Source organism: Streptomyces bottropensis ATCC 25435, from assembly GCF_000383595.1.
Lineage (GTDB): Bacteria > Actinomycetota > Actinomycetes > Streptomycetales > Streptomycetaceae > Streptomyces > Streptomyces bottropensis.
The window spans coordinates 844513-869450 of sequence record NZ_KB911581.1 but is presented as its reverse complement, the minus strand read 5'-3'; the positions used below and the strand labels follow the sequence as shown (position 1 = coordinate 869450).

The following is a 24938-nucleotide window of genomic DNA, read 5'->3' as shown; positions in this document are numbered from 1 at the left end:
ATGTACGGCGACCCCGACGGCTACGACGCGTACGCCGATGACGACCGCCCCCTCAGCGGACGGCAGGTGGCGCTGATCGACCTGCTCGACCGCCTCCTGAGCGGCGGTGTCGTCCTCACCGGTGACCTCGTCCTGAGCGTCGCGGACATCGACCTGGTGCGGGTGTCGTTGCGCGCGGTGATCGTCGCCGTACGCGAGCAGATGGACGAGCAGTGGGCGCTGGACCTGCCCGCGCGGACGCCCCTGGAAGGAGGCGGCGCTGATGACAGTCCCGGACCCCCGGTCTGACGGCGGTCCCCACACCGACCGCCTCCGCGAGGTCGCCGACGCCGCGAGCCGCGCGTTCTCGCTGCTGCCCGCACGGCCGGACGACCTCCCCCCGCCGCCCGCCGGCCGGGGCGGCACGGGAGCCGTCGCCCGCCGGTTGCGCACCGACCCCGACACGGTCGAACGGGACCTCGTCCGCCTGGTCCTCACCATCGTCGAACTGCTCCGCCAGCTGATGGAACGCCAGGCCCTGCACCGCGTCGACAAGGGCGGCCTCACCGAGGACCAGGAGGAACGCCTCGGCATGACCCTGATGGTCCTGCACGACCGGATGACCGAACTCTGCGACCGCTACGGCCTCACCCTGGACGACCTCAACCTCGACCTCGGCCCTCTGGGAACCCTGCTCCCACCCTGATCCGCGAGGACACGAAGACGCGAGGACACGAGGACGCGAGGACACGAGGACGCGAAGCCGCCGTCAGCCGCCGGGCGTCACCAGTCCCGTCTCGTACGCGACCACGACCGCCTGGGCCCTGCTGCCCAGTGCCAGCTTGGTCATGGTGCGGTTGAGGTGCGTCTTCACGGTCGCCTCGCTGATGTGGAGCCGGTCGGCGATCTCCAGGTTGGACAGGCCCCGCGCGATGAGTCTGAGGACCTCGACCTCACGCGAGGTCAGGGCCCCCAGGTCGGGCGGCTGTTCCCCGGCGCCGACGGCCCCGCCCTGCCGGGCGAACGCCTCGACCAGTCGCCGCGTGACGCTGGGCGCGAACAGCGCGTCGCCTCCGCCGATCGCGGCCACCGCGGCGAGCAGCCGCTCGGGCCCCGAGTCCTTGAGCAGAAACCCCGACGCCCCGGCCCGCAGCGCCCCGTACACGTACTCGTCGAGGTCGAAGGTGGTCAGCACCAGGATCCTCGGCGCGCAGTCGGAGGCCCGGGCGAGGATGTGCTCGGTGGCCCGGATGCCGTTCATGCCGGGCATCCGGATGTCCATCAGGATCACGTCGGGCCGGGTCCGTGCCGCCGCCTCGACGGCCTCCTCTCCGTCCGCCGCCTCCCCTACGACCTCGACGCCGGGCGCGGCGCGCAGCAGCCCCACCAGGCCGGCGCGGATGAGGAACTGGTCGTCGACGACGAGCACCCTGGTGTCGCGGCGTCCGGTCATTCCGCGGTGTCGTCCTCCCGGCGTACGGCCTGCGGGGAAGTCGGCGGACTCAACCGGACGGCGAGCCCCCGTCGTTCCCCGGGCCGATGCTGATCGTCCCGCCGTAGAGCTTGGCCCGCTCCCGCATACCCATCAAGCCGTTCCCGCCCACCGCGGGAAGCTTGTCCGGAACCCCACCCTGCCCGTCGGCCGTGACCGAAACAGTCACCTCGTGCGGGGCGAGTGGGCGGGCCGGGCCGGGCATCGGCGCGGTCGGCGCCCCGTCGTCGTAGGCCCGCGGCACCGTCAGCATGCGCCGAGGGCGAGGCGCCCGGATCCGCATCGCCGCAACGTGGCACCGCCGCAGTCGGCGGGACGTCAACCTCTCGCGGTACAGCGGAAGGTGCAGGCACGGCGCGTCTACCGCACTGCGTCGAGCCGGAGTTCCCACCAGTGTGGGACGACGCCGCACGCGGCCCGCCGCAGCGTCCTGGACCAGCACCACGACGGGTCGGCCAACCGCCGGCCGTAGCTTCCGAGAAGGGGAACCGGAACTCATGAAGATACGCAGGGCCCTCGCCCTCACCACCGCGGCGGTCGCTCTCGGTGGCGGGCTCGCACTCGCCCCCGCCGCCTCCGCGGCCTCCTCCGGCGCGGCCGCCGCCCAAGCCATGTCCTGCTCGACCACGAGGCTCAGCGATCACCGTGCGTCCGGCTGGTGCTCCGGCGGCAGGGACTGGCGCGTCGGCGTCCGGTGCGGCGGCCACAACTACTACTCCGAGATCAGCAGCGTTCGCGGAACGAAGTACGCGGCCTGCGGCAGCGGCACGATGACCCACCGCTGGATCGACCAGTGGTGACCTCTCATCCGGTTCACCCGGGCGCGGGAGTCCGCTGACGCCCGCCGGGCCGACCGGCCGACCCGGCGGCTGTGAACGCCCGCCGGGCTGGTCACGTTCGCGTCAGCAGTGGTTCACGTAGCTCTGGATGTGCCCGGTCGACAGGTAGAAGTCGCTGACGTACCGGGATCCGGCGGGCGAGTAGAGCTTGGCCCAGATGTTGTAGCCGTTCACCGAACTGCCGGTGGTCCAGCAGTCGACCTCGACCTTGGTGCCGTTGGCGAGGCTGTACAGCGGGGAGGCCTGGCTGCTGGGGCCGCTGCGCACCGTGAGTCCGTTGGGCGCCCCCTGAACGTATGCGCACATCGCCCGTGCGTCGCTCCCGAAGGAGCCGCACCGGAACGCGTCGGCGCTGGCCGCGGGGGCGAAGGCCATTCCGGTGGCGAGGAGCGCGGTGGCTCCGGTCGCGACGACGGTGGCCTTCCAGTGTGCGAGTCTCATCATGTTCTCCCTGCGATGCCGGTGCGCCCCGCTCGACCACGCGGCCGCTTGATCATGGACATGCAGAAAGCTATGTGGGGCTCCGGCCGGACGGCGTCAACCCGAGGGTTGGTCCCGGGTAAACCTTCGCGGTATCCGCGCCCTTCGCGGTATCCGCGCTCGCCCGTACCGCGCCACCGGCCTTCCCCTCCAGGGGCCGCACGAGGGGCCACGGAAGCCGGTCGACAGGTCGGCGTGCCCGCCGGGTGCCGTGAGGGCCTCACCCGCCGCGGGGCACGGGAAGCATCAGCCCGACCTCGAATCCGCCCTGCGGGCCGGGGCCGGCGGTCACCGTCCCGCCGTAGGCACCGGCCCGCTCGCGCATGCCGATCAGTCCGTGGGCGGCGGACCCCGTGGCGGGGCGGGCCGGCACCGGCTCCCGTCCGTCGTCGGCCACGACGACGCGGACCGCGGCTTCGTCATAGTGCACCGTGACGCTGGCGTGGGCGGCGGGCGCGTGCTTCATGACGTTGGTGAGGGCTTCCTGGATGACCCGGTAGGCGCACAGGTCGACGCCGGGCGGCAGCGGGAACGGGGAGCCCGTGATCCGGACGTCGACGGGGACGCCCGCGGCTCTCACTCGCCGGGTCAGCCGATCCAGCCGCCCGAGTCCGGGAGGCGCGTCAGGGTCTCCCTCTCCTACTCCCTCTCCTTCTCCTTGTGCTTCTCCTTGTGCTTCTCCTTGTGCTTCTCCTTGTGCTTCTCCTCTCGCCTTCGGTTCCTCGTCCTCGTCCCGCGTCCCCTCGTGGGCGCCCGCCAGCCCCTCCCTGAGCACGACCAGCATGCGGCGCATCTCCGCCATCGCCTCGTGGGCGCTACCCGCGATGACGTCCAGCGCCTTGCGGGCCGTCTTCGGGTCGGAGGTGAAGACATATCCGGCCAGGCCGGTCTGGACGGAGATCACGGACACGTGGTGGGCGATCACGTCGTGCAGTTCACGGGCTGTCCTCATGCGCTCGGCGATGACGGCCCGCCGGGCCTTCTCCTCCTGCTCCAGGCGCAGTTGCTCGGTGAGCGCGGCGAGCTGCTCGCCGCGCTCCGCGAGCCGGCGGGACCGGTCGCCGGTCACCCAGACGACGGCGACCATCACGGTCACGAAGGCCACGCTGAGCGGGCCGATGCCGGGCTCGGCGAGCCGCGTGCCCCACAGCAGCACGAGCAGCGACACGGCGGCGCACTTCGCCACGACCCTGCGCGGGCACAGCGCCGCGACGGTGTAGAACGCGAGGCCCAGTCCGCAGACGACGACCACGTGGTAGTAACCCAGAGTGAAATAGCACAGCGTGCAGGACGCCGTACCGACCAGCACGGCCACGGGAGCCCGGCGGCGCACGGCCAGTGGGAGATAGACCAGCGCGATCAGGGCGTACGCCCAGGTGTCGGCCGGCCGCCAGTAGCCGTGCGGGTCGGGCCAGTTGTGCAGCATGGTGCTGGAGATCCAGACCGACACCACCGCGTAGACGGCGTCCGCCACCTGCGGGAAGGCCCTGCGCACCGCCGTGCTCCACGGGCGCCGCGCGTACGTCCTGCCGGCCTGGGCCCGGAGCGATCGCTCCACCCGGATCTCAACCACGGCAACACCCCTGGTGGTACGTCGGCGACCGCCCTGTGCGCAGGCGTGGTTCATCCCATGGCCGGGCGGGAGCGAACCGCCTCTCCCGCCGGCTACGGCCCCGCCGCCCGCTCCGTGCCGGAGTGTTCCAGATCTGCCGGGCTCGGGCCACAGCTCGGACCACAGCGCGGGCCAGGCGCAGACCACGTCGGGCCGCATCTCCAGGCCACGGCTCCGGGCCACAGTCGGTGGCGCCGCCGTTTCGAGGGCAGAGTGAGCGCATGGACCCGACACAGCGACCACCCCGGGCCGGCGCGCAGGCACGCGCGTGGCTGGCCACCGCCGTCGAGGAGGCCCGCGCCGGCCTCGCCGAGGGCGGCATTCCGATCGGCGCCGCCCTCTACGGTCCGGACGGCCGCCTCCTCGGGCGGGGCCACAACCGCCGTGTCCAGGACGGCGACCCGTCCACGCACGCCGAGACGGCCGCGTTCCGCGCGGCGGGACGGCAGCGGACGTATCGCGGTACGACGATGGTGACGACGCTGTCGCCGTGCTGGTACTGCTCCGGCCTGGTGCGGCAGTTCGGGATCTCGCGGGTGGTGGTCGGCGAGGCCACGACCTTCCACGGCGGGCACGACTGGCTCGCCGAGCACGGGGTGGAGGTCCTGGTGCTGGACGACCCGGAGTGTGTGGCCCTGATGCGCGACTTCATCCGGCGCGAACCGGCCCTATGGAACGAGGACATCGGTGACATCGACGAGTAGGCCCCGCATCCCCACCATCGATCTGCGCCCCTGGCGCGACGGCGGCCCCGAGGTCCGTGCCCGGATCGCCCGCACGGTCGACGAGGCGCTCCAGAGCGCCGGTTTCCTCCTCGTCACCGGCCACGGCGTCGACCCGGCCCTGCGCACCCGCGTCCGGGAGGCCGCCCGCGCCTTCTTCGTCCTGCCCGTCGAGGCCAAGCAGGCGTACGAGGTGAAGGTCGGCGGGCGGGGCTGGCTCGGGCCGGGAGCCGAGGCGAACGGGTACGCGGAGGGGACCGAGACCCCGCCGGACCTCAAGGAGTCGCTGACGTTCGCGACGCACGAGCCGTTCGACGACCCGGTCGTGAACGCCGAGTGGTACGCGCCGAACGTGTGGCCGGCGGAGGTGCCGGAACTGCGGGCCCTGTGCGAGGAGTACCTGGCACGGATGGGTGAACTGGAGAACCTGCTGCTCGCCCTCCTCGGCGAGGCGCTCGGCCTGGAGCCGGACTTCTTCTCCCGGCACATGAGCCACCCCACCTACGGCTTCAACATCAACTGGTACCCGGGCACGGAGGTCATCGGCGACCCGGTGCCGGGCCAGTTCCGGATCGGCCCGCACACCGACTTCGGCACGGTCACGATCCTCGACCGCCAGGCCGGGAAGGGCGGACTCCAGGTGTTCACGGACGAGGGCGGCTGGGAGGACGCCCCCTACGCCCCCGACGCCCTCACCATCAACGTCGGTGATCTGCTGGCCCGTTGGACCGGGGACCGCTGGCGCTCCGGGCGCCACCGGGTTCTGCCGCCGCCGGCCGACGAACCCACCGAGGAACTGATGTCGCTGGTCTACTTCGGCGAGTGCACCCCGGGCACGATCGTGGAGTCCGTGCCGCCGCCGGTCGGCCGGGTGGCGCACCCACCGGTGGACTCGCACGTGTACCTGCGGGCGCAGCTGGACTCGATCACCGTCGACTGACCCCTCGCTCCCCCGTCACGGCAGGGAGATCTCCTCACCCGGGAACCCTCGCGCCCCACAGACCGTCTCCCCTGGCATCCACGGCACCTTGTATCGAGTGTTTGACACAAGATCCCGGCCCGGGGCATCTTGTACTCACCGCTTGATACAAGATGATCCGGGGGGATCTCCGCATGCTCGACACCGCCCCGCTCCGGCACCGGCTCCTCGACCACGCCGACCACTACGCCCGCTGGTCCGGGCTGGCCATCGGTCTCGTGCTCGCCCAGGCGCTGTCCACGCTGGGGGACGTCGAGTTCGAACAGCGCGTGGTGTTCTGCATCACCGCCTTCGGCCTGTGCGCGGTGGCCGGCGTCCTGCTCGCCGACGCCCTAACCCTGCGCCCCCAGGAGGCGGTCCGCACCGCGAGCCTCGCCCCGCGCCTGGTCAGAGACCACGTTCCCCCGCACATGGGCCCCCTGATCGCGCTGCAGGGGGTCTCCCTCGCCATCCTGCTGGTGCTCACGGCCGCCACGGCCTCCGTCGACCCCGACCGCATCCTGAGCACGGGCAAGGTCCTCACCCTCACCTGCAACGGGATGCGCGCGACCGCCGGCCCGTGGCCCGGCCTCTACTACACCCTCCCGATGTTCGGCGCGCTCGCCATAGCCACCCCCACCTGCGTGTGGGCCCTGCGTCGCATCACCCACGGTCCGGGCGAGGAACAGCAGCGACGGGACCGCGCGTGGGCCGTCACCGGGGCGTGGGGTCTGCTGGTGTCGAGCCAGCAGTTGTACGCCGTGCTGATGGTCTCCCTCGCGCTGACGGAGACGGGCTGCGCCGGTGTGCTGGGCGTGCTCACCTTCTGGGTGTTCTACCCGCTCGCCCTCCTGAACCTGTTCACCGTCGCCTGGTCCCTGGTCACCGTGGTGGCACCCCGGGCCGTCGACGGCGAGGCGGCAGAGGGGGTCTGCGACGATGAGTGAGGCCGCCGTCCGCGTCGACACCACCAGCCAGGTCCCGCCGTACGAGCAGATCCGCGCGCAGCTCGCCGCGCTGATCGTCACCGGCCGGCTGGCCGAGGGCGACCGGCTGCCGACCGTCCGCCAGCTGGCCACCGACCTCGGCCTGGCCCCGGGCACGGTCGCCCGCGCCTACCGCGAGCTGGAGGCCGGCGCGCTGATCCGCACCCGCCGGGGGGCCGGCACCCGGGTGGCGGCCCCACCGGTCCGGCCGCCCCACCCCGACACCCACCAACTCACCACTCTGGCCCGGGACTTCACCTCCTCGGCCCGCGCCCTGGGCGCGGACCCGGAGGCGATCCTCAGCGCCGTACGCGACGCTTTGGGGCCGGAACGGCCGGGCCCGCCCTGAACGCGGTTACCGGTGCAGGGCCGTCCAGAAGACCGGGCCGAGAATGCCGTCGTAGCTGATGCCCTCGGCGCGGCAGAACTCACGCACCGCCTGTTGGGTCCGCGCGTCGTAGACACCGTGGTCCGCGACGGCGTGGCCGCGCCGAATGAGCAGGCATTGCAGATGGGCGACGCCGGAACCGGATTCACCGATCCGGAAGGCGGTGGGATGCGACGAGGCGCCCCACGGGCAGGCGGCGGGCTCGACGTAGAGGGGCCGCGCGGAGGTGTCGGCGAGCGCCGGTGCCGCGCTCGGACCGAGCGCGAGGCCGGTCACGACCGCGAGGAGAGCGGCGAGTCCGGGACCCGAGCGGCCCGGTCGGGGACGGGGCCCGCGAAGCGTACGGAACGTACCGGGCATGACGTGGTTGCCTCCCATGGATGTGCGAGGTGTGCGGTAGGGAAGAAAACAGGTGTCGGCCCGCGGTCGGGGACCGCGGGCCGACACTGAGGCACGGATGCGGTCAGCAGCCGTTGCGCAGGCGGTTCCAGGTGATGGGACCGATGCGGCCGTCGACGCCTATGCGGCAGGTGGCCTGGAAGTCACGGGTGGCCGTTCGGGTGTTGCCGCCGAAGTCACCGTCGACACCGGTCGGGCCGATGTAGAAGCCCCAGTACTGGAGCAGACACTGGGCCTCGCGCACGGCGTTTCCGGTGCTGCCGTACGCGATCTCGGGCGGGGTGACGGCGCCGTGGTACCCGCAGTAGAGGGCGGTGGGGGCGAATTCCTTTGCCGGGGCAGCCGGGGCCGCCGTCGCGCCGGTCATGGAGACGGCACTGGTGCCGGCCACCAACGCGGCCACGACCGCGCCGGATGCGGCGAGCCTTCGGATGCGTGTCATTTCTGTTCACTCCTGTACTGGGTGACAGTTCGGACGACTCGAAGCTATGAGACCCCACGCTCCAGCGTGAAGGAGTGTTCCGGCCGGGTCACCCCTCCCCCTGCCGTCACTCCTGACCTGCGAGTTGCTTCACGGGACAACTACGGGAACAACTCCACCAGGGACATCGACAGGACCGGAATGTCCGATTCCCCGCAGCGATGTGCGAAGTGAGGACTTCCGAACGGCGTCGGCGGCGTTCACCCTCACCGTCGCCACAGGGGCACCTCCTCCAGCGGTTCCAGCACCGAGTAGTCGCCGAAGCTCCGCCGGTACCGCAGGTGCCGGGTCTCCTGGGTGTGCCCGCGCTGCCACTCCTCCACCGCCGCCGGATCACTCCGGACGCCCGACTCCGCGCCGCACTCCGTCTCGTCGCCCGACACGCACCGCGCCTCGTACTCCGGCTCCGCCGTGGCGTCCTGCGCGATGACGTACGGCACGTACCGGAACACCCGCCGCGTACGGGCGCCTCCGGCGTGCTCCCGTCGCTGATGGTGGCGCAGCAGCACGTTCGCGTCGGTCTCCGCGCTCCGGTCGTACCGGGCCCGCGCCTCGTCCCGCCGTTCGGCCAGATCGGCGCAGGCGGCACAGCCGGGCACCGGAACGGGCGGGCTGCCCAAGGTGCCCGAGGGGTCATGTCGACGCACCGTCACACCCTCCTCCTCGTCCGCTGGTTGGCCGCCCTCACCAGCGCCCCGATCCGCTCCTCCGCCGTCGCCGGCCGCAGCGTCCCCGGGTCCGCCTCCCATTCCCGGCCGCCGCCCACCGGCCGCAGCATCGCGTACGGCCCGACCCTGTCCCGGTACTCCCCCACGCGCCGCGTCCGCGGATCGTAGACAAGCTGTCCCTCTGGTTCCACGCACACTCCACAGCCCCGTTCCGTCACTCTGGGTGTACACAGCGTCGCCGAAGGGAACGGTCGCCATCAATGCGGTACGTGTGGCACTGGACCTTTGCCACGGACGGCACGAGGGGGACGTCATGACGAGGCGGAACGCGGAAGGGGCGGGCGGGGCCGGAAGTTCGGCCCTGTTCGGCGAGGTGCTCCGGCACTACCGAGAAGCGGCCCTGCTGACCCAGGAGTCCCTCGCGAGAGAGGTCCCGTGCGACCGTTCCCAGGTGGCGAAGGTCGAGGCGGGCACACGGGTACCGAGCGAGCAGTTGGCGAAGCGGTGCGATGAAGTGCTGGACACGGGTGGGGTGTTGGTCAGGATCTGGGCCAAGGTCGACTGGTATCCGGCGGTCCGGCATCCAGATTGGTTCGAGCGCCGGGTGGAGATGGAGACGGTGGCGGTCGGGTTGCGGCAGTACCAGGAGCGGGTCGTCCCTGGCCTGCTACAGACTGAGGACTACGCCCGCGCACTCTTCTCCCGGGCCGTCTCGGGCGACGAGGTGGAAGAGCGCGTCCGGGCCCGAATGAGCCGCCAGCCCCGCTTCCTGTCCGACGACGGCCCGCTGTACGTCGTGATCCTGGACGAGAGTTGTCTCCGCACTGCGGTGGGAAGCCCGGACGTCATGCGGGACCAGTGCGCGCACCTGCTGAGCGTCGGGCAGCGCCCCAACATCCGTGTCCAGGTGGCTCCTGCGGACCTCTTCGGGATCTTCCGCCCCAGGCAGTCCATGTCCCTGATCGAGCTGCCCGACGACCGATGGGTCTACTCCGAGTCCATGGACCACAGCCACTTCAACAACGAACCGACCGCTTACGCCCGTTATAGCCGAACCTATGATGTGCTCAGGGCCGACATCCCGTCAGCCCGCGAGTCCGCCGCTCTGATCAGCGACGTGATGGAGGGGTACGAGCGTCATGGACAGGTACGACCTGAGCGCGGCGATCTGGATCAGGAGCAGCTACAGCGGCGACAACGGCGGCGACTGCCTGGAAGTGGCGACATGGATCAAGAGCAGCCACAGCGGCGACAACGGCGGCAACTGCATCGAAGCAGCCCCCGGTTTCCACGGCGCCGTCGTCCCCGTCCGTGACAGCAAGAACCCTGACGGCCCGGTACTGGTCATCAACCGCTCCGCCTGGCTCTCCTTCATAGCCGCCGTACGGTCGGGTTCGTGAGCGAACGGGCAGACTTCGCCGCACTCCGAAAGAACTGCCCCTTGCTCCACAGCTGTTGATAACCACAGCAGCTATGACAGTGGCAACGACAACGACACCTTTCGTCGTACTGGCCGGGGCCTCCGGTCCCGGCCGCAGCACCGCGTTGAAGGAGTTGCGCGAGGCTCACCAAGGCCGTACGCCCGTCGCGTTGATCGACGGTGAGGAGACACAGTTCGACCGGCCGCCTCCACGGAGGCCGGCGGAGTCGTGGTCGCCCGCGTACCAGGCGCTTCTGGTGATCGCGGAGCAGTTCGCGCAGCGCATCGCGTTTCCGCGACTGGCGTCGGGACTGCTCGCCGTCGCGGCGGGAGCCGAGGCGGAGCGCGTCCTGCGGCTGTGCGGAAGGGCGACCGGCCGGCTGGCCGGGCTGATAGCGGAACGGGGGCCCGTGGCCGAGGCGATCGTCGAGGCGGTGGTGGAGGGAGCGGCGGAAGGGCTGTCGCCCTCATGCCGCAGGCTGCGCAGGGGGGCGGTCTGGTACCGCGACTACCCGAACGCACGCGGGAACCCGATGCGCGGACTCACCCTGCTGTCAGGGCACTTCCGGGCGGACGGCAACGCACGCACCCACGCCGAGCGGTATCTCGTCCGCGCGCTGCTGGCGGACCTCGACGCGCACCGGGCAGGACGGCGGCAGCCGGTCGTGCTGATCGACAACGTGCAGGAGACGGCCGGGCGGCGGCTGATGGAGTCGGTGCTCCGGGACCGGGCCGAGGGGATCACCGATCACGTGGTGTTCTACGCGGCGCTGCGGGGCGAGGGCCATCCGGCGCTGCGGAACGCGGCCCGCCGGACCACCCTCCCCGAGCTGATGGGCGGTCGAGGAGGCACCTGGGCACCGGGGAGCACGCCGTCGTCGTACGCGATGCTGGTGGCCCTGCCTTCCTGACCCGGCCTGGGACCGCGCCGGGGTGTCCCCGGCGCGGCCCCGGGCCGTTCACGGCGTGGTCTGGCCCATGCCCAGCGGGTGGCCGCAGAGAGCCGCGATGTTCTGCGTGGCGGTCGAGAGTTGCGTCGTGTCCGTCTCGTCGGCGTCGGAGATCTCGTCGAGCCGTTCCGCGTCGGCCGACAGGTCCTCCGGGCCCTCGTACCGCTCGGCGAGGTCCGCGAGATCGCCGGCGGCCCAGAACACCGGGTTGCCGATGACCCCGCCGATCCCCATGAGCCGCCCGCCCAGGTCGTCGTACTTGTCGCACACCTCCTTGCGGGTCGTCGGCCCTGTCGCACAGGCAGTGGTCAGCGCGAGCAGCCCGGCCGCGGCGGCGGCCAGGGCGGTGCGCCGGACGCGTGACATCGGGTGGTACGTCATTCGGTTCGTCCTCACTGGTCGTGTTCCCTGGGCAGGCGTCCCCTGCCGCCATCCGCCGTCACCGTCGGCCCCCGCCCCACCGGGGCGGGGGCGTCATGGTCACCGTGGTGTCACCGCCGCTGATCACCGAGCCGTCGAGGCGGATGTCGCCCCCCGCCCGCATGGACACCCCGCGGGGCTCCGCGCCGTCGGCCGCCCGCGGCTGCGCCTCCTCCGCCACCCGCCGGGCGCACTCCGGGTCTCCGGCGACGTGCAGCCACGCACGCCCCTGGGTCTCCTTGACGCTCACGGGCACGGAGTGGAACCTCGTCGGGTCCACGCCCGGCAGACCGGCGCGCACGCCGGTCTCGTGCACGGTGTCCGACACCAGCAGCGCGGTGTCGGAGCGGGCCTCGCCGAGCGCCTGCCGCAACACCCGGCCCTCGTTGAGCCGGAAGACGAGGTTGACGGCGTTGCCCGCGAAGCCGTGGTCGTCGGTGTGCACCGGCCCCGCGTGCACGGACAGCCGCAGCCGCAACAGCGGATCGGTGCGTCGCCGCTGCCCCAGGCCGTGCTCCAGCCGGGGCAGTACATCGGTGAAGAGGGCATGGGCGAGCCACGCGTGGCGCATCACCACGAGGACGGCGTCGCCTCGGTCCTCGTGTGCGCAACTCCCCCACAGTTCGTCGGTGAAGGCGGCGCGCAGCTCGCCGTAGAGGCCCTCGCGGGTGTCCAGTTGCTCACGGTCGCTGCGGGATCCGAAGCCCTCGACGTCGGCGAGGAGGAGGTGGGAGTGCTCGGGGTGGGCGAGGTAGGCGGGCATGGCACGTCGGCCTCTCTGTTCTGTACGAGTGGTCCTCGGGTGACAAGGCGTGGGTTCAGGAGGCCGGGAGCGAGAACGGGCCGCACTTCGCCTGCTGGTTCCGCGCGTCCACCAGGGAGATGAAGACCCCGGTCCCGCAGAGCTTGAACAGCCCGTAGTCCGTGGAGGCCAGCTGCCAGCGGCCACCGTTCCACGCGAGGCTGACGTAGCCCTGGTCCTGTCCCTTCCAACGGAGCTGCATCCGCGCGCCGCCGTCGGACTCCTCCGGCTCGCCGAGCCCCACGGCGTCGACCTGCTCGCGGTACGACTCCGCCTTCGCGTTCAGGGCGGAGTCCACGAACGCGGCGCAACCGCTGTCGCTCGGCTGTGCCAGTTCGCACCAGGCCGCGGTGTCCGCGACACGCTCCGCCACCCGGATCTGTTCCAGGGTGCTGCGGGCTCCGGCGAGACCCTCCTGGCTCACGACGGAGGTGTCGACCGTGTCCCCGCCCCCGATCGCGGTCCCGAACAGCTCGCTGCCACCCCAGACGCCGCCCGCCGCGAGCACGACACAGAGGCTGACGGCCAGCGCGGGGTTGCCGAGAACGAACTTCTTGACCTTGTTCTCGATGGTGGTGGTGTTGTTGCTGTCCGTGATGTTGTGACTGTTCGTCGTGTTGTTGCTGTTCGTGTTGTTGCTGTTGATGTTGGTGTTGCCACCACTGATGATGCCGCTGTTGTCGATGTTGCCGCCGGCGTCGAAGCGGTTGCCGCGCGGTTCCCGCCGGTCCCGCTCATCACGGGCGCCTGAGGGCTGTTGCTGTCCTGACATGTGGCACGCCTGTCTCTCATATGACCAACGCCCACATGAGAACAGCGAGAAGACGGTCGGTTTGCGCCAACTGCCGCATAAGAGCTGCCGAGTTTCAGCTGATCTGCGCAAGCTTCGACGGTGGAACACAAGACGTTCTTGAGCACCCTCGACCCGCACGAACGCGAGGCAGTGCAGCAGGCCGGCCGGGTACAGAAGGAGCCACTTCGCCCCGGGGATCAGCTCTTCCGGCAGAACGACACGGCGGACCGGGCCGCACTGATCATCACCGGCCGGTGCCGGGTGCTCTGGCAGGGAGAGCGGGGCCGTACGACCTATCTGGCCACGCGCCGCGACGGTGACCTCGTCGGTGAGGTGGCCCTGTTGGACGGCGGGCGGCGGAACGCGACCGTGCGGGCGCTGACGGACACCTATGTCCGCTGGTACTCACGCGAGGCGTTCGAGGCTCTGCTCACCAACCACTCCGCCATCCTCCGCAAGCTGCTCAACTCCGCGAACAGCCGGCTGAAGGAGTCCGATCACCAGCAGATCGCCATCACCTCCGCCCCCGCACAGGTCCGACTCGCCCGGCTGCTGCTGAGGCTCGCCGAGGCGGAGGGTGTGTCCACGGACGGGGACACGGAGATCCGGGACGTGTCGCGGCAGGACCTCGGCGACTGGACGGGGATGGGCCGGGACGCGGCGAGCCGGGGCATCACCCGCCTCCAGGAGAGGGGACTGATCGGCACCACGCGGGCGCGGCGCCGGATCGTGATCACCGACCTGGCGGGGCTGCGTCGGCACGCGCTGGCGTCCGCGGACGACTGAACGTCCGCGGACGGCCGAAGGACGAGACAGGATGTGTCAGGCGCGGACGGAGTGCAGCACGGCCAGGCCCACGTCCGCGTAGGAGTGCTTGCCGCTGACGAAGATGTTGACGCCGTAGTAGTTGAACAGCCAGCAGGCGAAGGCGACGATCGCGATGTACGCGGCCTTGCGGCCCTTCCAGCCGGCCGTGGCGCGGGCATGCAGGTAGCAGGCGTAGGCGACCCAGGTGATGAAGGACCAGGTCTCCTTCGGGTCCCAGCCCCAGTAGCGGCCCCACGCGTCGCCCGCCCAGATCGCGCCCGCGATGATCGTGAACGTCCACAGCGGGAAGACGGCCGCGTTGACGCGATACGAGAACTTGTCGAGGGAGGCCGAGGCGGGCAGCCGCTCCATGACGGAGGTCGCGAACCGGCCGGGCCGCCCGCCGCTCGCGAGCTTGCTCTCGTAGGAGTCCTTGAACAGGTACAGGATCGTGCCGACCGCGCCCACGTAGAAGACCGCGCCGCAGAAGATCGCGGTGGAGACGTGGATGTAGAGCCAGTACGAGTGGAGGGCGGGAACCAACTGGTCGCTGGCGGTGTACAAGACAGTGACGGCGAGACCGAGATCGAGGAGGACCGTCGTGATCAGCGGAAGCCCGAGCCAGCGGACGTTCTTCTTCAGCGCGAGCAGCGCGAGGTACACCCCGACGGCCACGGTGGAGAAGGTGATGTTGAACTCGTACATGTTGCCCCACGGCGCCCGCTGCACCGAGAGGGCCCGGGTGAGCACCCCGCCGAACTCCACGAGGAAGGCGACCACGGTGAGGGACACGGCGATACGGCCGTAGAGGTCGCCCTGCTCGTCCCCGCCGTGCGCGCCCGGCCCGTCCGGCACGTCCCGGGCACCGGCGGCGGCCCGCACGACCACCTTCGGCCGCTCCAGCACGCTGGTCCCGCCGGCGGACTTCACCGTCACCGCGGGCGCGTCCGCCTTCTTGGCGTCCTTCGGGTCGGAGGTGAGCGCGGCGGCCGTGCGGCCGACCTTGCTCCGGCTCCCGAAGAGCCACTCGGCGATGTACGCGAAGAAGGCCAGGGTGTACACGGCCATCGCCGAGTAGATCAGCGTGTTGCTGATGTTGGCGAGGTTTTCGTTGGTGGCGGCGGCGAGGGTCACTGCTCAGCCCCTTCGGAGGGTACGGCTGGGGGTTTCGGGGTGGATGAGTCCGGGCCCGCGCCGTCCGCGGGCGATCGTGGCGCCGGGGTGGCAGGGGTGGGCGTGGCGGCGGCGGACGGCTCGCTGTCGGGCTCGGGCTCTGACTCGGGCTCGGGGGCGGGCTCGGGCTCGGGGGCGGTGGGCGCCTCGGCATGGACGACCGCCGCCAGGTCGCCCAGCTCCTCCGGCACCTTCGCCGACTCGCTGCGGCCCAGCCCGGCCATCTCCACGACGGTGATCCCGTCCGGGCCGGTCACCGCCCGCACCCACACCCGTCGGCGCTGGATGAACAGGGACCCGGCGAGCCCGAGGATGGCGGTGATCGCGCCGCCGAGGGCCCATCCGCTGCCGGGCTGCTGGGTGATCTGGAAGCCGGCCCACTCCCTGACCCCGTCGAAGGTGATCGTGCCCGCCCCGTTCGGCAGCGTCATGGACTCGCCGATCCGCAGGTTCTCCCGCACCTGCGCGCCCTTGGAGTCCTTGAACTCCTTCAGCTTGGACTTGTCGAGCTGGTACACGCTCTGCGGGATGCCCGCGTTGACCCGGAGGTCACCGTGGTACGGCTCCAGGTTGAGCACGGGGTTCAGCAGTGCGGGGAACTGCGAGACCACGGCGGTGTCCTTGCCGCCGTACGTCGGGAGGAAGAAGGCCTGGATACCGAGCTGGTCCCACCCGCCCTCGGCGTCGCGGTAGCCGTCCATGACCTTGATCACGCCGGTGGAGGTGATATTGGGATCCAGCGGCAGCAGCGGCGCCGCGTCCTGGAAGACGACCTTGCCCCGGCCGTCCTTGACGGTGACGACGGGAGCGTATCCGTGGCTGACCAGGTAGACCTTCGAGTCGCCGATCTCCAGCGGCTTGTTGACCTCGATCCTGGTCGGCCGTTCCTTGCCGTCGGCGCCGACCGCGTAGTCGACGGAGGCCTCGAAGACACGCGGCGTGCCCTTGTTGGGGCCGCTCGTCTCGTATGTGGCCCGGAAGTTCTTGAGGTCGAAGCTGAAGGGGTTGAGATCGTCGGCGGTGAAGAGGTTGCCGGACTTGAAGTCGTCGTACTGGGGGAGGACGTTGGAGAAGCCGTCGCCCTCGACGATCAGCTTGTTGCCCTCGGACCGGTAGAGCTGGCCCCAGGCGAAGGCGACGAGCATCACGATCAGGGCGATGTGGAAGGCGAGGTTGCCGGTCTCCCGCAGATAGCCCTTCTCGGCGGCGACGGCGTCCCCGGCGACATGCGCGCGGAACCGGCGCTTCCTCAGTGCCTTGAGCGCGACCTCGCGGACCTGCTCCGGCGTGGCCTGCGTGCGCCAGGTCGCGTAGGCGGGCAGCCGGGTCAGACGCCTGGGCGCGCCCGGCGGGCGGCCCCGGAGCTGGCCGACGAACTGCCCCGTGCGGGGCACGATGCAGCCGATGAGCGAGACGAAGAGGAGGATGTAGATCGCCGAGAACCACACCGAGCTGTAGACGTGGAACAGCCCGAGCTTCTCGTAGAGGGGCCCCAGTGTGTCGTGGCGCCGCATGAAGTCGACGACCCGGGACTCGTCCTGGCCCGACTGCGGGATCAGTGAACCGGGGATCGCCGCGAGCGACAGCATGAACAGCAGCAGCAGCGCGACCCGCATGGACGTCAGCTGACGCCAGAACCAGCGGGCCCACCCGATCACGCCCAGCGAGGGCAGGTGGGGCGCGTCCTCCTCCGGTGCGGTGGAGAGCTGCGAGCCGGCGGCGCCGAGGTCGTTGTCGTCGGGGGTGCCGCTCGCGCGCCGGGCGGCGTTCTCGCGGTTGCCGGAGTCGGTCGTCGTCATTGGCTCAGATCCCAGGGGTGAAGCCGGCGGACCAGACCTGCATCTCCTGAATGATGCGGTCCCAGGCGCCGGTCAGCATGAGCAGGCCGATCGTGATCATCATGCCGCCGCCGATGCGCAGCACCCACGTGTAGTGCCGCTTGACCCAGGCGAAGGCGCCGAGCGCCTTGCGGAAGGCCACCGCGGCGAGCACGAAGGGCAGGCCCAGCCCCAGACAGTACGCCACCATCAGCAGGGCCCCGCGACCGGCGCTGGCCTGTTCGAGGGCGAGGGCGTTGACGGAGGTGAGGGTGGGTCCGATGCAGGGGGCCCAGCCGATCCCGAAGAGGGCGCCCAGTATCGGGGCGCCCACGAGTCCGGTGGCCGGTCGGGTGTGGAAGCGGAACTCGCGCGCGGTGAACCAGGGCATCAGCCCCATGAAGAACAGGCCCATGGTGATCATGAGCACGCCGAGCACCTTGTTGAGCACGTCCTGGTGCTCCAGCAGGGTCTGCCCGAAGTACCCGAACAGCGCGCCGCCGGAGACGAAGACGAAGGTGAAGCCGAGCACGAACAGCCCGGCCCCGGCCACCATCCGGCCCCGGCGCGCGTCGACCAGGTCGGTGCCGCCGACGCCGGTGACGTACGACAGGTAGCCGGGCACGAGCGGCAGGACGCAGGGCGAGAAGAAGGAGACGAGCCCGCCGAGGACGGCGATGGGCAGGGCGAGCAGCAGGGCCCCGTCGAACACGGTCCTGTTCAGCTCGGCGGCGGTCGTGGTCAGCGCGGCGGCCATGGCCGGATCGGACATTCCCGGCACGTCACTTCTCCGCGAGGATGGGCTTGAGCATCTTGCGCAGCTTCTCCTCGCTGAGCGCCTGCTGGGTGCGCGCCGCGAGCTTGCCGTCCCGGTCGACGACGAGGGTGGAGGGGATCAGCTGCGGGTTGAGCGACCCCTTCTCGAAGCGCAGCAGGAGCTTGCCCGTGGGGTCGTAGAGGCTCGGGTACGTCACCTTGTACTGCTTCTCGAAGGCGACCGCCGGCCGGGTGCTGGTGTCCCGTGTGTTGATGCCGACGAACTGCACGCCCTGGTCGGCGAGGTCCTCGGCGACCTTCGCCAGGTTGGGGGCCTCCGCGCGGCACGGTGCGCACCAGGAGCCCCACACGTTCAGGACGATGATCTTGCCCTTGTAGGCGGAGAGGTCGAGCCGGTCGCCGTCGATGGTCTTGCCGGAGAGATCCGGCGCGGTGGCACGGTCACCCTTCTTCACCGTCGCGATCCCGTCGGAGCCGGTGATGAACCCGGTCCCACCGCCCCCGCCCTCGATGCCGCCGCCCGCGCAGGCGGACAGCGTCAGCACCAGGGCGACGGCCCCGGCGGAGAGCAAAGCGGCACGACTACGGCTCGTACGGACACTCATGTGAAAAGTTTCGCATGCCCGTTTCGGGGGCTTAAGGCGGGGTCGGCAGCCCCTTGGCGTGCAGGTCAGGCGGCCGATCCGGCCCCCAGGAACTCCTTCCACCCGCCCGTCGGCCGCTGCCCCACCCCGAGGGTCTGGAGCTTGGCCAGGACGTCCGGGGTCTGCGCGTCCATCCAGTCCACGAACTGCCGGAACGAGACGATGCGCACCTCCCCGTCCTTGGCCTTCTCCTTGGCCCGCGCGATGTGCTTGAGGGCCTCCTCGACGGCGTCCATGTAGACCCCGCCGTTCCACTCCTCGAAGTGGTTGCCTATGAACAGCGGCGCCCGGTTCGTCTCGTACGCGCGCTGGAAGCCGGCGACGTACGCGCCGGTCGCCTGGGTGCGGTAGGCCGGATAGTTGGCGGGCGGGGCCTGGGTGGAGTTCTGCGACTGGTTGAACATGATGTTGTAGTCCATGGACAGCACCTCGAAACCGCGGCCCGGGAACGGCACGGACTGCAGCGGCAGGTCCCAGATGCCCTGCTTCTTCTTGGGCCAGACCTGGAGGCCGCCGGGCGAGGAGGAGTCGTAGCGCCAGCCCAGCTCGCGCGCGGTGGGCAGCAGGTTCTCCTGCCCCAGCAGACAGGGCGTGCGGCCGCCGATCAGCTCCTTGTCGTAGTCGAACGGCAGCGGTTCGACGTCCGTCCAGCCGCTGTTGGTCCTCCACTCCTTGACGAACGACTTCGCCTGCTCGATCTCGCTGCGCCACTGCTTGGACGTCCAGTTCCCGACCGAGCCGGTGCCGCCGCAGAAGTGGCCGTTGAAGTGGGTGCCTATCTCGTGTCCGTCGAGCCATGCGGTACGCACGTGACCCAGCGTCGACTTGATGTGTTCGTCCGTCAGATAACCGATGTCCGAGGCGCCGGGGGCGTTGTTCGGCGGGAGATACACGCGCTTTTTCGACTCCGGGAGGAGATAGATACCGGAGAGGAAGAACGTCATATGGGCGTCGTGATCCCGCCCGGCCTTCAGGAACCGCTCGAAAAGACCGTTCCCGACGTCACCGGCCCCGTCCCAGGAGAACACCACGAACTGCGGCGGCTTCTCGCCGGGCGCCAGCGGTCGCGGCTTGCCCGGCTGGTTCGGCTGCTTCCCCGTGTACGAGGTCGAGCCGTCACCCAGCGGCTTCGCCTTCTTCCCCGGCTTCTTCCCGTCGGGCTTCTTGCCGCCCCCGGGCCCCCCGGCCTCGCTCGGCTCGCCCCCGATCCCGGTCCCACACCCGGTCAGCCCCAGCCCCACGGCCGCCCCCGCCCCGAGCCCGAGCATCCCCCTTCGCGATATCCCGCGCATTACGTCCCCCTCGGTCATTCCACGCACCAGTTCACGTGAAGCACACCGTCTGAGAGGCCGGAAAGGACGAGAGGGTTCCCATTGATCTACACCCGGCACGAATCCCTTACGACCCCGCACCCGAGGTAAGCCTTTTCCCTGGGCCACAGGGAACCCCCAAAGCCCCCTCAGCACCGCGGAGAACCACGACCACCCCCACTAAGCCCCCTTGCCCCACCCCCCGCACCCACCACGCACGGGGGCATCGCGGCGGCGCGGCCAGCTTGCAGGGGCGCGGCCGGTGTTCCAGGGGCGCGGGCACTGCTTCAGGGGCGCGGGGAACTGCGCAAAACACCCCCACCGCCCCGCACTCCCCCGAACAACCGCACCCACCACACACGAGGGCACCTCAAGGACGCGGCCACCGTCCCAGGAGACGCAGGCAGCCCTTCAGGGGCGCGGGGAACTGCGCAAAACACCCCCACCGCCCCGCAGCCCCCGACAACCGCACCACCCCACCCACAAGAGGCCCCGTCAGGGGCGCGGGGAACTGCGCGAGACCACCACCACCGGCCCACAGCCCCCCAACGCCCACCCCTCACCCCACCCCAAGCGGAGCGCTCACGCTCCGAAGGCCTTGGACTTCCCCTTCACCGGCTTCGCCCCCGCCAGCAGATGCGCCGGCACCAGATCCCGCGCGGGCTCGCTGTATCCGACGGAGACGATCCTGTCGCCCTGGTACGTGAACGTCGTCAGGGACGCCAGCGTGCACTGCCGCCGCCGCGGATCGTGCCAGAGCCGCCGCCGCTCGACGTACGACCGCACGATCCAGATCGGCAGCTGGTGCGAGACCAGCACCGCCTCGTGCCCCCGCGCCGCGTCCTTCGCCGCGTCGAGCGCCCCCATCATCCGCACGACCTGGTCGACGTACGGCTCACCCCACGACGGCTTGAAGGGGTTGACCAGGTGCTTCCAGTTCTCCGGCCGCTTCAGCGCGCCGTCACCGACCCCGAAGGTCTTGCCCTGGAAGACGTTGTCCGCCTCGATGAGCCGCCCGTCGGTCGCGAGGTCCAGCCCGTGCGCCTTGGCGACCGGCGTCGCCGTCTCCTGCGCCCGCTCCAGCGGGGACGCGCCGACGTGCGTGACGTCCCGGGACGCCAGATGCTCGGCGACCCGGTCGGCCATCCGGCGCCCGAGGTCGGAGAGGTGGTAGCCGTCGAGGCGCCCGTAGAGAATCCCGTCCGGGTTGGCGACCTCGCCGTGCCGCATCAGGTGGACGACCGTGATGTCACTCATGCTGCCGAAGCCTCCGCTGCTGCCCGCGCCGCCGCCGGAAGGGCGTCGGCGATCCGCTGAACCGCCCGATCGTCGTGCGCGGTCGACACGAACCACGACTCGAACGACGACGGCGGCAAATAGACGCCCTGCGACAGCATCGAGTGGAAGAAGGCGTTGAAGCGGAACGACTCCTGCGCCTTGGCCTCCTCGTAGTTCCGCACGGGCGTGTCCGTGAAGAACACGGAGAACATGTTGGAGGCGTTCTGCACCGTGTGCGCGACGCCCTCCTTGGTGAGCGCCTCCGAGACGAGCCCCTGGATCCGCCGCGACACGGCGTCGACGACGTCGTAGGCCGCCGCGTCCAGCAGCCGCAGCTGCGCGAGCCCGGCGGCGGTCGCGACCGGGTTCCCGGAGAGCGTGCCGGCCTGGTAGACGGGTCCGGCGGGCGCGAGGTACGCCATCACGTCGGCCCGCCCCCCGAAGGCGGCGGCGGGGAAGCCACCGCCCATGACCTTGCCGAAGGTCATGAGGTCGGGGACGACCCCGTCGATGCCGAACCATCCGGCCCGGCTGGTGCGGAACCCGGTCATGACCTCGTCGGAGACGAACAGGGCGCCGTGCTCGGCACACACGTCCTTGAGGCCCTGGTTGAAGCCCGGCAGCGGCGGTACGACGCCCATGTTGCCCGGGGAGGCCTCGGTGATGACGCAGGCGATCTCACCGGGGTGGGCGGCGAACGCGGCCCGCACGGCGTCGAGGTCGTTGTAGGGCAGCACGATGGTGTCGCCGGCCTGGGCGCCGGTGACGCCCGGGGTGTCGGGGAGCGCGAACGTGGCGACCCCGGAGCCGGCGGCGGCGAGCAGCGAGTCGACGTGACCGTGGTAACACCCGGCGAACTTCACGACCTTGGCGCGGCCGGTGAAGCCACGGGCAAGCCGGATCGCGGACATGGTGGCCTCGGTCCCGCTGGACACCAGCCGCACCTGCTCCAGCGGTCCGACCCGGTCCACCATCTCCTCGGCGAGCGCGACCTCGCCCTCACCGGGCGTACCGAAGGAGGTGCCGCGCGCGACGGCCTCCGACACGGCGGCGATGACCTCGGGACGGGAGTGTCCGAGGATCATAGGACCCCACGAACACACAAGATCTACGTACTCGCGGCCGTCGGCGTCCGTCAGATACGGACCGGTACCGGACACCATGAACCGGGGCGTACCGCCCACGGCGCGGAAGGCGCGCACGGGAGAGTTCACGCCGCCGGGCGTGACGGCCGCCGCGCGCTCGAAAAGAGTCTGCGAAACTGGGGCTTCATAGCTATAGGGCAGTTCTGGCATGGCCTGCGGTTTCTCGTCGAGGCGGACGGCTGACGTCACCAGCGTAGGCCAGGGCCCCTAAGCCGCGTCGTCGCACAAGTATGAAGAAGCCCCGCCTGTCGGCCGTAGCGATTCGGCTGGACAGACGGGGCTTCACCTTCGCCCTCTCCTCCCTGCAGCCTGGGAAACACAGGAAGGGGGATGCGGGACGAGTGGGCACCCTTCGGGGACGCCGCGAAGACCATGCGCCCCACTGGACGCAACCCACGCACACAAGTCATCCGCGAGTTCATCCGGTGGTACATGCGTCGGCCAGGCGCCAAGCTTCCTGAGCGGCCTCCAGCCGGCCCGTGGAGCGAGCCGCCGGAGTAGGGGAACAAGAACCCCCGTCGAGATCCCGACGGGGGTTCTTGCTGCGGCTAGTGCTCTGACTCGCAACGTTCGCCGGGTCGGTGGAACAGGATGAGACAACTGAACCGTTCGGTAATGTGTTCGTCCGGGAGGGCCCGAATCGCTGCTGCCAGGTGGCAACGGCAGCCACAGCCGTAGACACGTCTCATGACCACGGACGTCGGCGCGGCCCCCGGCCCCTGATCCCAGAGAACGGACCACGAGACGGACGGGGGAACACCGATGACGACCACTCACGCCTTATCCGGGGTTGGGAGCAGTCCACCGCCAGGGAGCGACACGGTCATCGACGTACGGGATCTGCGGATGCGCTACCGCAGCCAGGACGTTTTGAAGGGGGTCGACTTCACGGCCCGGTGCGGCGAAGTCGTCCTGCTGCTCGGCCCGAACGGCGCGGGCAAGACGACCACGATCGAGGTCTTGGAAGGCTTCCGGATGCGCTCGGCCGGGGACGTGACCGTCCTCGGCACCGATCCGGCAGGCGGGGATGAGCGGTGGCGTGCCCGCCTGGGCATCGTGTTGCAGTCCTGGCGTGACCACGGCAAGTGGCGGGTGCGGGAACTTCTGGCCCATCTTGGCTCGTACTACGCGCCGTACTCCACCGCCCACGTGCGGCGGCCGTGGGACGTTGACGAGCTCCTCGCCGCAGTGGGTCTGACCGAGCAGGCGGACAAGCGGGTCGGAACTCTGTCCGGCGGGCAGCGCAGGCGTTTCGACGTGGCCGTCGGCATCGTAGGCAGACCCGAGGTGCTGTTTCTGGACGAGCCGACGGCGGGTCTGGACCCGGAGGCGAGGAACGAGTTCCACGGCCTGGTACGCGGGCTGGCGGACGAGAACACCACGGTTCTGCTGACCACGCACGACCTTGCCGAGGCGGAGAGGCTCGCCGACCGGATCCTGATTCTGGCCGGTGGCCGGATCGTGGCCGATGGCTCGGCCGAGGAGCTGTCGCGGCAGGCATCGGCGGAGGCCACTGTGCGCTGGACGCGGGACGGGCGGCCCTTCGAGGAGGCGACGGCCGAGCCCACCCGGTTAGTCCGTCGGCTGTTCGAGGAGCACGGCGAGGCGATCGGCGGGCTGGAGGTGCGCCGGGCGAGCTTGGAGGACACCTACTTGACGATGGTGCGGGAGCTCGAGGCGGGGAGCGTTCCCGCTGAGCGGGCGGTGCACGTTTTCGGGGAGGGATCGCGATGAGTCCGGTGTGGTACGCGGCGGGAGTAGGAGTGCGGCGCGGCTGGACCGAACTCCGGCAGACCCTCACCACCGGCCAGGACGTGTTCGGCTACGTACTCTGGACGGTCATGCTCCTCGTGCCGCTGTTCCTGCTCAAGGACGACCCGCTGAAGGGCACCGGCATCTCGATCGGCGCGTTCATGCTGCCGAGCATGATGGGCATGACGCTCGCGTTCACCGGCATGATGACCACGGCACAGCTGCTCGCGACCGAACGCGAGGACGGCACCCTGCTGCGGGCCAAGGCCGTGCCGCACGGCATGGTCGGCCACCTGGTCGGCAAGATCATCATGGTGTCGGGCACGGCTCTGCTCTCCATGGCCCTCCCCTTCGCCGTCGGCATGTTTCTGGTGGACGGGGTGGCCCGGCAGGGCGGTGGAGCGCTGCTGACGCTGGTGTGGGTGATGCCGCTGGGTCTCCTGGCGACCCTGCCGATCGGGGCCGTCATCGGCTCACTGGTCAGCAGTCCGCGCACCGTCGGCTTGCTGATGCTCCCGGTGATGGGACTCATCGTGATCTCCGGGATCTACTTCCCCCTGTCCGAGCTGCCCGAGTGGCTGCAGATCGTCGGGCAGATCTTCCCCGTGTACTGGCTCGGCCTCGGTCTCCGCTCGGCGCTGCTGCCGGCCGATGCGGTCGCCGCCGAGATCGGCGATTCCTGGCGGCACCTGGAGACAGCGGGCGTACTGGGTGCCTGGGCAGTCGCCGGGCTGCTCCTCGCACCGTCGGTCCTGCGCAGGATGGCCCGCCGCGAGTCCGGGGCCGCGATGGCGGAACGGCACCGGAAGGCGATGCAGCGGGTCGGTTAGTGATGTGCCGAGGATG

Annotated in this window: 30 protein-coding genes and 1 pseudogene; 13 read left to right on the top strand and 18 right to left on the bottom strand. The window is 70.6% G+C overall.

The genetic code is table 11. The annotated features are described in order from the left end of the window. Together STRBO_RS0103915 and STRBO_RS0103910 are read left to right on the top strand one after the other, a co-directional pair. Positions 1 to 288: a gas vesicle protein gene (locus STRBO_RS0103915; RefSeq protein WP_005476435.1), complete on the top strand. Its 288-nt coding sequence runs from the start codon at positions 1 to 3 to the stop codon at positions 286 to 288. Continuing rightward, positions 263 to 685, top strand: a complete 423-nt coding sequence (locus STRBO_RS0103910) for a gas vesicle protein K (RefSeq protein ID WP_005476436.1) — start codon at positions 263 to 265, stop codon at positions 683 to 685. Before STRBO_RS0103915 ends, STRBO_RS0103910 begins: the two co-directional genes overlap by 26 nt. A gap of 63 nt (positions 686 to 748) precedes the next feature. On the opposite strand, the gene STRBO_RS0103905 is transcribed toward STRBO_RS0103910, so the two are convergent. Both STRBO_RS0103905 and STRBO_RS0103900 read right to left on the bottom strand, forming a co-directional pair. Next, positions 749 to 1432 (bottom strand): response regulator, encoded by a 684-nt coding sequence (locus tag STRBO_RS0103905; RefSeq protein WP_005476437.1) that lies wholly within the window; start codon positions 1430 to 1432, stop codon positions 749 to 751. A gap of 49 nt (positions 1433 to 1481) precedes the next feature. Next, the gene (locus STRBO_RS0103900; RefSeq protein WP_005476438.1) at positions 1482 to 1724 is read right to left on the bottom strand and encodes an ATP-binding protein; all 243 of its coding nucleotides are present in this window, start codon (positions 1722 to 1724) and stop codon (positions 1482 to 1484) included. A 244-nt stretch (positions 1725 to 1968) separates the two neighbouring features. Between STRBO_RS0103900 and STRBO_RS0103895 the strand changes: the two genes are divergently transcribed. After that, entirely contained in the window at positions 1969 to 2271 is a 303-nt protein-coding gene (locus STRBO_RS0103895; RefSeq protein ID WP_005476439.1) for a hypothetical protein, read from the top strand. Positions 2272 to 2373: 102 nt separating this feature from the next. Here the strand turns inward: STRBO_RS0103895 and STRBO_RS0103890 are convergent, their stop codons facing one another. After that, positions 2374 to 2754, bottom strand: coding sequence for an SH3 domain-containing protein (locus STRBO_RS0103890; protein WP_005476440.1), 381 nt, complete (start codon positions 2752 to 2754; stop codon positions 2374 to 2376). Positions 2755 to 3010: 256 nt separating this feature from the next. Continuing rightward, the gene (locus STRBO_RS0103885; protein WP_158690944.1) at positions 3011 to 4363 is read right to left on the bottom strand and encodes a sensor histidine kinase; all 1353 of its coding nucleotides are present in this window, start codon (positions 4361 to 4363) and stop codon (positions 3011 to 3013) included. 260 nt (positions 4364 to 4623) lie between these two features. Between STRBO_RS0103885 and STRBO_RS0103880 the strand changes: the two genes are divergently transcribed. The 4 genes from STRBO_RS0103880 (at position 4624) to STRBO_RS0103865 (ending at position 7417) form a co-directional block, all read left to right on the top strand. Beyond that, positions 4624 to 5106, top strand: a complete 483-nt coding sequence (locus STRBO_RS0103880; RefSeq protein WP_005476442.1) for a nucleoside deaminase — start codon at positions 4624 to 4626, stop codon at positions 5104 to 5106. Next, on the top strand, positions 5090 to 6064 hold the full coding sequence (locus tag STRBO_RS0103875) for an isopenicillin N synthase family dioxygenase (RefSeq protein WP_005476443.1): 975 nt from the start codon (positions 5090 to 5092) through the stop codon (positions 6062 to 6064). The genes STRBO_RS0103880 and STRBO_RS0103875 overlap by 17 nt, the downstream gene beginning before the upstream one ends. A 173-nt stretch (positions 6065 to 6237) precedes the next feature. Further along, entirely contained in the window at positions 6238 to 7029 is a 792-nt protein-coding gene (locus STRBO_RS0103870; protein WP_237547646.1) for a hypothetical protein, read from the top strand. Further along, the gene (locus STRBO_RS0103865) at positions 7022 to 7417 is read left to right on the top strand and encodes a GntR family transcriptional regulator (RefSeq protein WP_005476445.1); all 396 of its coding nucleotides are present in this window, start codon (positions 7022 to 7024) and stop codon (positions 7415 to 7417) included. The genes STRBO_RS0103870 and STRBO_RS0103865 overlap by 8 nt, the downstream gene beginning before the upstream one ends. 6 nt (positions 7418 to 7423) lie before the next feature. On the opposite strand, the gene STRBO_RS39885 is transcribed toward STRBO_RS0103865, so the two are convergent. The 4 genes and pseudogenes from STRBO_RS39885 to STRBO_RS45855 all read right to left on the bottom strand — a co-directional run. Beyond that, complete coding sequence (locus STRBO_RS39885) at positions 7424 to 7732, bottom strand: peptidoglycan-binding domain-containing protein (protein ID WP_005476446.1); 309 nt, start codon at positions 7730 to 7732, stop codon at positions 7424 to 7426. 187 nt (positions 7733 to 7919) lie between these two features. After that, complete coding sequence (locus tag STRBO_RS0103855) at positions 7920 to 8297, bottom strand: peptidoglycan-binding domain-containing protein (protein WP_005476447.1); 378 nt, start codon at positions 8295 to 8297, stop codon at positions 7920 to 7922. A gap of 245 nt (positions 8298 to 8542) precedes the next feature. After that, positions 8543 to 8776: a DUF7848 domain-containing protein gene (locus STRBO_RS46140; RefSeq protein ID WP_465250445.1), complete on the bottom strand. Its 234-nt coding sequence runs from the start codon at positions 8774 to 8776 to the stop codon at positions 8543 to 8545. Between the two features lie 30 nt (positions 8777 to 8806). After that, positions 8807 to 9195: pseudogene (locus tag STRBO_RS45855) on the bottom strand (hypothetical protein); the annotation flags it as partial. A 122-nt stretch (positions 9196 to 9317) separates the two neighbouring features. On the opposite strand from STRBO_RS45855, the gene STRBO_RS0103840 reads away from it, so the two are divergent. The 3 genes from STRBO_RS0103840 to STRBO_RS0103835 all read left to right on the top strand — a co-directional run bounded on the left by STRBO_RS0103840 (position 9318) and on the right by STRBO_RS0103835 (position 11335). Continuing rightward, a complete protein-coding gene (locus tag STRBO_RS0103840; protein WP_020665488.1) occupies positions 9318 to 10319 on the top strand; it encodes a helix-turn-helix domain-containing protein in 1002 nt (333 codons plus the stop codon). After that, complete coding sequence (locus STRBO_RS45850) at positions 10273 to 10404, top strand: DUF397 domain-containing protein (protein ID WP_425336032.1); 132 nt, start codon at positions 10273 to 10275, stop codon at positions 10402 to 10404. The genes STRBO_RS0103840 and STRBO_RS45850 overlap by 47 nt, the downstream gene beginning before the upstream one ends. A gap of 73 nt (positions 10405 to 10477) precedes the next feature. Then, a complete protein-coding gene (locus STRBO_RS0103835; RefSeq protein ID WP_005476455.1) occupies positions 10478 to 11335 on the top strand; it encodes a hypothetical protein in 858 nt (285 codons plus the stop codon). Positions 11336 to 11383: 48 nt separating this feature from the next. On the opposite strand, the gene STRBO_RS0103830 is transcribed toward STRBO_RS0103835, so the two are convergent. The 3 genes from STRBO_RS0103830 to STRBO_RS0103820 are packed head-to-tail and all read right to left on the bottom strand — an operon-like array spanning position 11384 to position 13368. After that, the gene (locus tag STRBO_RS0103830; protein WP_005476457.1) at positions 11384 to 11755 is read right to left on the bottom strand and encodes a hypothetical protein; all 372 of its coding nucleotides are present in this window, start codon (positions 11753 to 11755) and stop codon (positions 11384 to 11386) included. Positions 11756 to 11813: 58 nt separating this feature from the next. Further along, a complete protein-coding gene (locus STRBO_RS0103825) occupies positions 11814 to 12557 on the bottom strand; it encodes a nucleotidyl cyclase domain-containing protein (RefSeq protein ID WP_005476459.1) in 744 nt (247 codons plus the stop codon). A 55-nt stretch (positions 12558 to 12612) separates the two neighbouring features. Beyond that, on the bottom strand, positions 12613 to 13368 hold the full coding sequence (locus STRBO_RS0103820; protein WP_005476461.1) for a hypothetical protein: 756 nt from the start codon (positions 13366 to 13368) through the stop codon (positions 12613 to 12615). A 120-nt stretch (positions 13369 to 13488) separates the two neighbouring features. Here STRBO_RS0103820 and STRBO_RS0103815 point away from each other — a divergent pair, with 120 nt between their 5' ends. Next, a complete protein-coding gene (locus STRBO_RS0103815) occupies positions 13489 to 14175 on the top strand; it encodes a Crp/Fnr family transcriptional regulator (protein WP_005476462.1) in 687 nt (228 codons plus the stop codon). A gap of 36 nt (positions 14176 to 14211) precedes the next feature. On the opposite strand, the gene ccsB is transcribed toward STRBO_RS0103815, so the two are convergent. From ccsB to hemL, 7 genes are all read right to left on the bottom strand, one after another. After that, on the bottom strand, positions 14212 to 15330 hold the full coding sequence (gene ccsB / locus STRBO_RS0103810) for a c-type cytochrome biogenesis protein CcsB (protein WP_005476463.1): 1119 nt from the start codon (positions 15328 to 15330) through the stop codon (positions 14212 to 14214). Next, on the bottom strand, positions 15327 to 17168 hold the full coding sequence (resB, locus tag STRBO_RS0103805) for a cytochrome c biogenesis protein ResB (protein WP_005476464.1): 1842 nt from the start codon (positions 17166 to 17168) through the stop codon (positions 15327 to 15329). The genes ccsB and resB overlap by 4 nt, the downstream gene beginning before the upstream one ends. Before the next feature lie 4 nt (positions 17169 to 17172). Beyond that, on the bottom strand, positions 17173 to 17958 hold the full coding sequence (locus STRBO_RS0103800; RefSeq protein ID WP_005476466.1) for a cytochrome c biogenesis CcdA family protein: 786 nt from the start codon (positions 17956 to 17958) through the stop codon (positions 17173 to 17175). A gap of 10 nt (positions 17959 to 17968) precedes the next feature. Further along, the gene (locus STRBO_RS0103795; RefSeq protein WP_037626994.1) at positions 17969 to 18568 is read right to left on the bottom strand and encodes a TlpA family protein disulfide reductase; all 600 of its coding nucleotides are present in this window, start codon (positions 18566 to 18568) and stop codon (positions 17969 to 17971) included. A gap of 65 nt (positions 18569 to 18633) precedes the next feature. After that, complete coding sequence (locus tag STRBO_RS0103790; RefSeq protein ID WP_005476470.1) at positions 18634 to 19875, bottom strand: polysaccharide deacetylase family protein; 1242 nt, start codon at positions 19873 to 19875, stop codon at positions 18634 to 18636. Positions 19876 to 20499: 624 nt separating this feature from the next. Then, on the bottom strand, positions 20500 to 21174 hold the full coding sequence (locus STRBO_RS0103785) for a histidine phosphatase family protein (RefSeq protein WP_005476473.1): 675 nt from the start codon (positions 21172 to 21174) through the stop codon (positions 20500 to 20502). After that, positions 21171 to 22490: a glutamate-1-semialdehyde 2,1-aminomutase gene (gene hemL / locus STRBO_RS0103780; RefSeq protein WP_028796450.1), complete on the bottom strand. Its 1320-nt coding sequence runs from the start codon at positions 22488 to 22490 to the stop codon at positions 21171 to 21173. Before hemL ends, STRBO_RS0103785 begins: the two co-directional genes overlap by 4 nt. 612 nt (positions 22491 to 23102) lie before the next feature. Between hemL and STRBO_RS0103775 the strand changes: the two genes are divergently transcribed. Next, a complete protein-coding gene (locus STRBO_RS0103775; protein WP_005476475.1) occupies positions 23103 to 24074 on the top strand; it encodes an ABC transporter ATP-binding protein in 972 nt (323 codons plus the stop codon). After that, entirely contained in the window at positions 24071 to 24922 is an 852-nt protein-coding gene (locus STRBO_RS0103770) for an ABC transporter permease (RefSeq protein ID WP_028796449.1), read from the top strand. The genes STRBO_RS0103775 and STRBO_RS0103770 overlap by 4 nt, the downstream gene beginning before the upstream one ends. Positions 24923 to 24938: the final 16 nt, after the last annotated feature.

Excerpts from the sequence above, each read along its gene's own strand:
- STRBO_RS0103900 (WP_005476438.1), bottom strand. The coding sequence starts at position 1,724 with ATGCTGACGGTGCCGCGGGCCTACGACGACGGGGCGCCGACCGCGCCG.
- STRBO_RS0103915 (WP_005476435.1), top strand. The coding sequence starts at position 1 with ATGTACGGCGACCCCGACGGCTACGACGCGTACGCCGATGACGACCGC.
- STRBO_RS0103880 (WP_005476442.1), top strand. The coding sequence starts at position 4,624 with ATGGACCCGACACAGCGACCACCCCGGGCCGGCGCGCAGGCACGCGCG.
- STRBO_RS0103835 (WP_005476455.1), top strand. The coding sequence starts at position 10,478 with ATGACAGTGGCAACGACAACGACACCTTTCGTCGTACTGGCCGGGGCC.
- STRBO_RS0103905 (WP_005476437.1), bottom strand. The coding sequence starts at position 1,432 with ATGACCGGACGCCGCGACACCAGGGTGCTCGTCGTCGACGACCAGTTC.
- STRBO_RS0103840 (WP_020665488.1), top strand. The coding sequence starts at position 9,318 with ATGACGAGGCGGAACGCGGAAGGGGCGGGCGGGGCCGGAAGTTCGGCC.
- STRBO_RS0103865 (WP_005476445.1), top strand. The coding sequence starts at position 7,022 with ATGAGTGAGGCCGCCGTCCGCGTCGACACCACCAGCCAGGTCCCGCCG.
- STRBO_RS0103790 (WP_005476470.1), bottom strand. The coding sequence starts at position 19,875 with ATGCTCGGGCTCGGGGCGGGGGCGGCCGTGGGGCTGGGGCTGACCGGG.
- STRBO_RS0103800 (WP_005476466.1), bottom strand. The coding sequence starts at position 17,958 with ATGTCCGATCCGGCCATGGCCGCCGCGCTGACCACGACCGCCGCCGAG.
- STRBO_RS0103830 (WP_005476457.1), bottom strand. The coding sequence starts at position 11,755 with ATGACGTACCACCCGATGTCACGCGTCCGGCGCACCGCCCTGGCCGCC.
- STRBO_RS0103870 (WP_237547646.1), top strand. The coding sequence starts at position 6,238 with ATGCTCGACACCGCCCCGCTCCGGCACCGGCTCCTCGACCACGCCGAC.
- STRBO_RS0103825 (WP_005476459.1), bottom strand. The coding sequence starts at position 12,557 with ATGCCCGCCTACCTCGCCCACCCCGAGCACTCCCACCTCCTCCTCGCC.
- STRBO_RS0103820 (WP_005476461.1), bottom strand. The coding sequence starts at position 13,368 with ATGTCAGGACAGCAACAGCCCTCAGGCGCCCGTGATGAGCGGGACCGG.
- STRBO_RS0103795 (WP_037626994.1), bottom strand. The coding sequence starts at position 18,568 with ATGAGTGTCCGTACGAGCCGTAGTCGTGCCGCTTTGCTCTCCGCCGGG.
- STRBO_RS0103910 (WP_005476436.1), top strand. The coding sequence starts at position 263 with ATGACAGTCCCGGACCCCCGGTCTGACGGCGGTCCCCACACCGACCGC.
- hemL (WP_028796450.1), bottom strand. The coding sequence starts at position 22,490 with ATGCCAGAACTGCCCTATAGCTATGAAGCCCCAGTTTCGCAGACTCTT.
- STRBO_RS0103890 (WP_005476440.1), bottom strand. The coding sequence starts at position 2,754 with ATGATGAGACTCGCACACTGGAAGGCCACCGTCGTCGCGACCGGAGCC.
- STRBO_RS0103785 (WP_005476473.1), bottom strand. The coding sequence starts at position 21,174 with ATGAGTGACATCACGGTCGTCCACCTGATGCGGCACGGCGAGGTCGCC.
- STRBO_RS0103895 (WP_005476439.1), top strand. The coding sequence starts at position 1,969 with ATGAAGATACGCAGGGCCCTCGCCCTCACCACCGCGGCGGTCGCTCTC.
- resB (WP_005476464.1), bottom strand. The coding sequence starts at position 17,168 with ATGACGACGACCGACTCCGGCAACCGCGAGAACGCCGCCCGGCGCGCG.
- STRBO_RS0103855 (WP_005476447.1), bottom strand. The coding sequence starts at position 8,297 with ATGACACGCATCCGAAGGCTCGCCGCATCCGGCGCGGTCGTGGCCGCG.
- STRBO_RS0103770 (WP_028796449.1), top strand. The coding sequence starts at position 24,071 with ATGAGTCCGGTGTGGTACGCGGCGGGAGTAGGAGTGCGGCGCGGCTGG.
- STRBO_RS0103775 (WP_005476475.1), top strand. The coding sequence starts at position 23,103 with ATGACGACCACTCACGCCTTATCCGGGGTTGGGAGCAGTCCACCGCCA.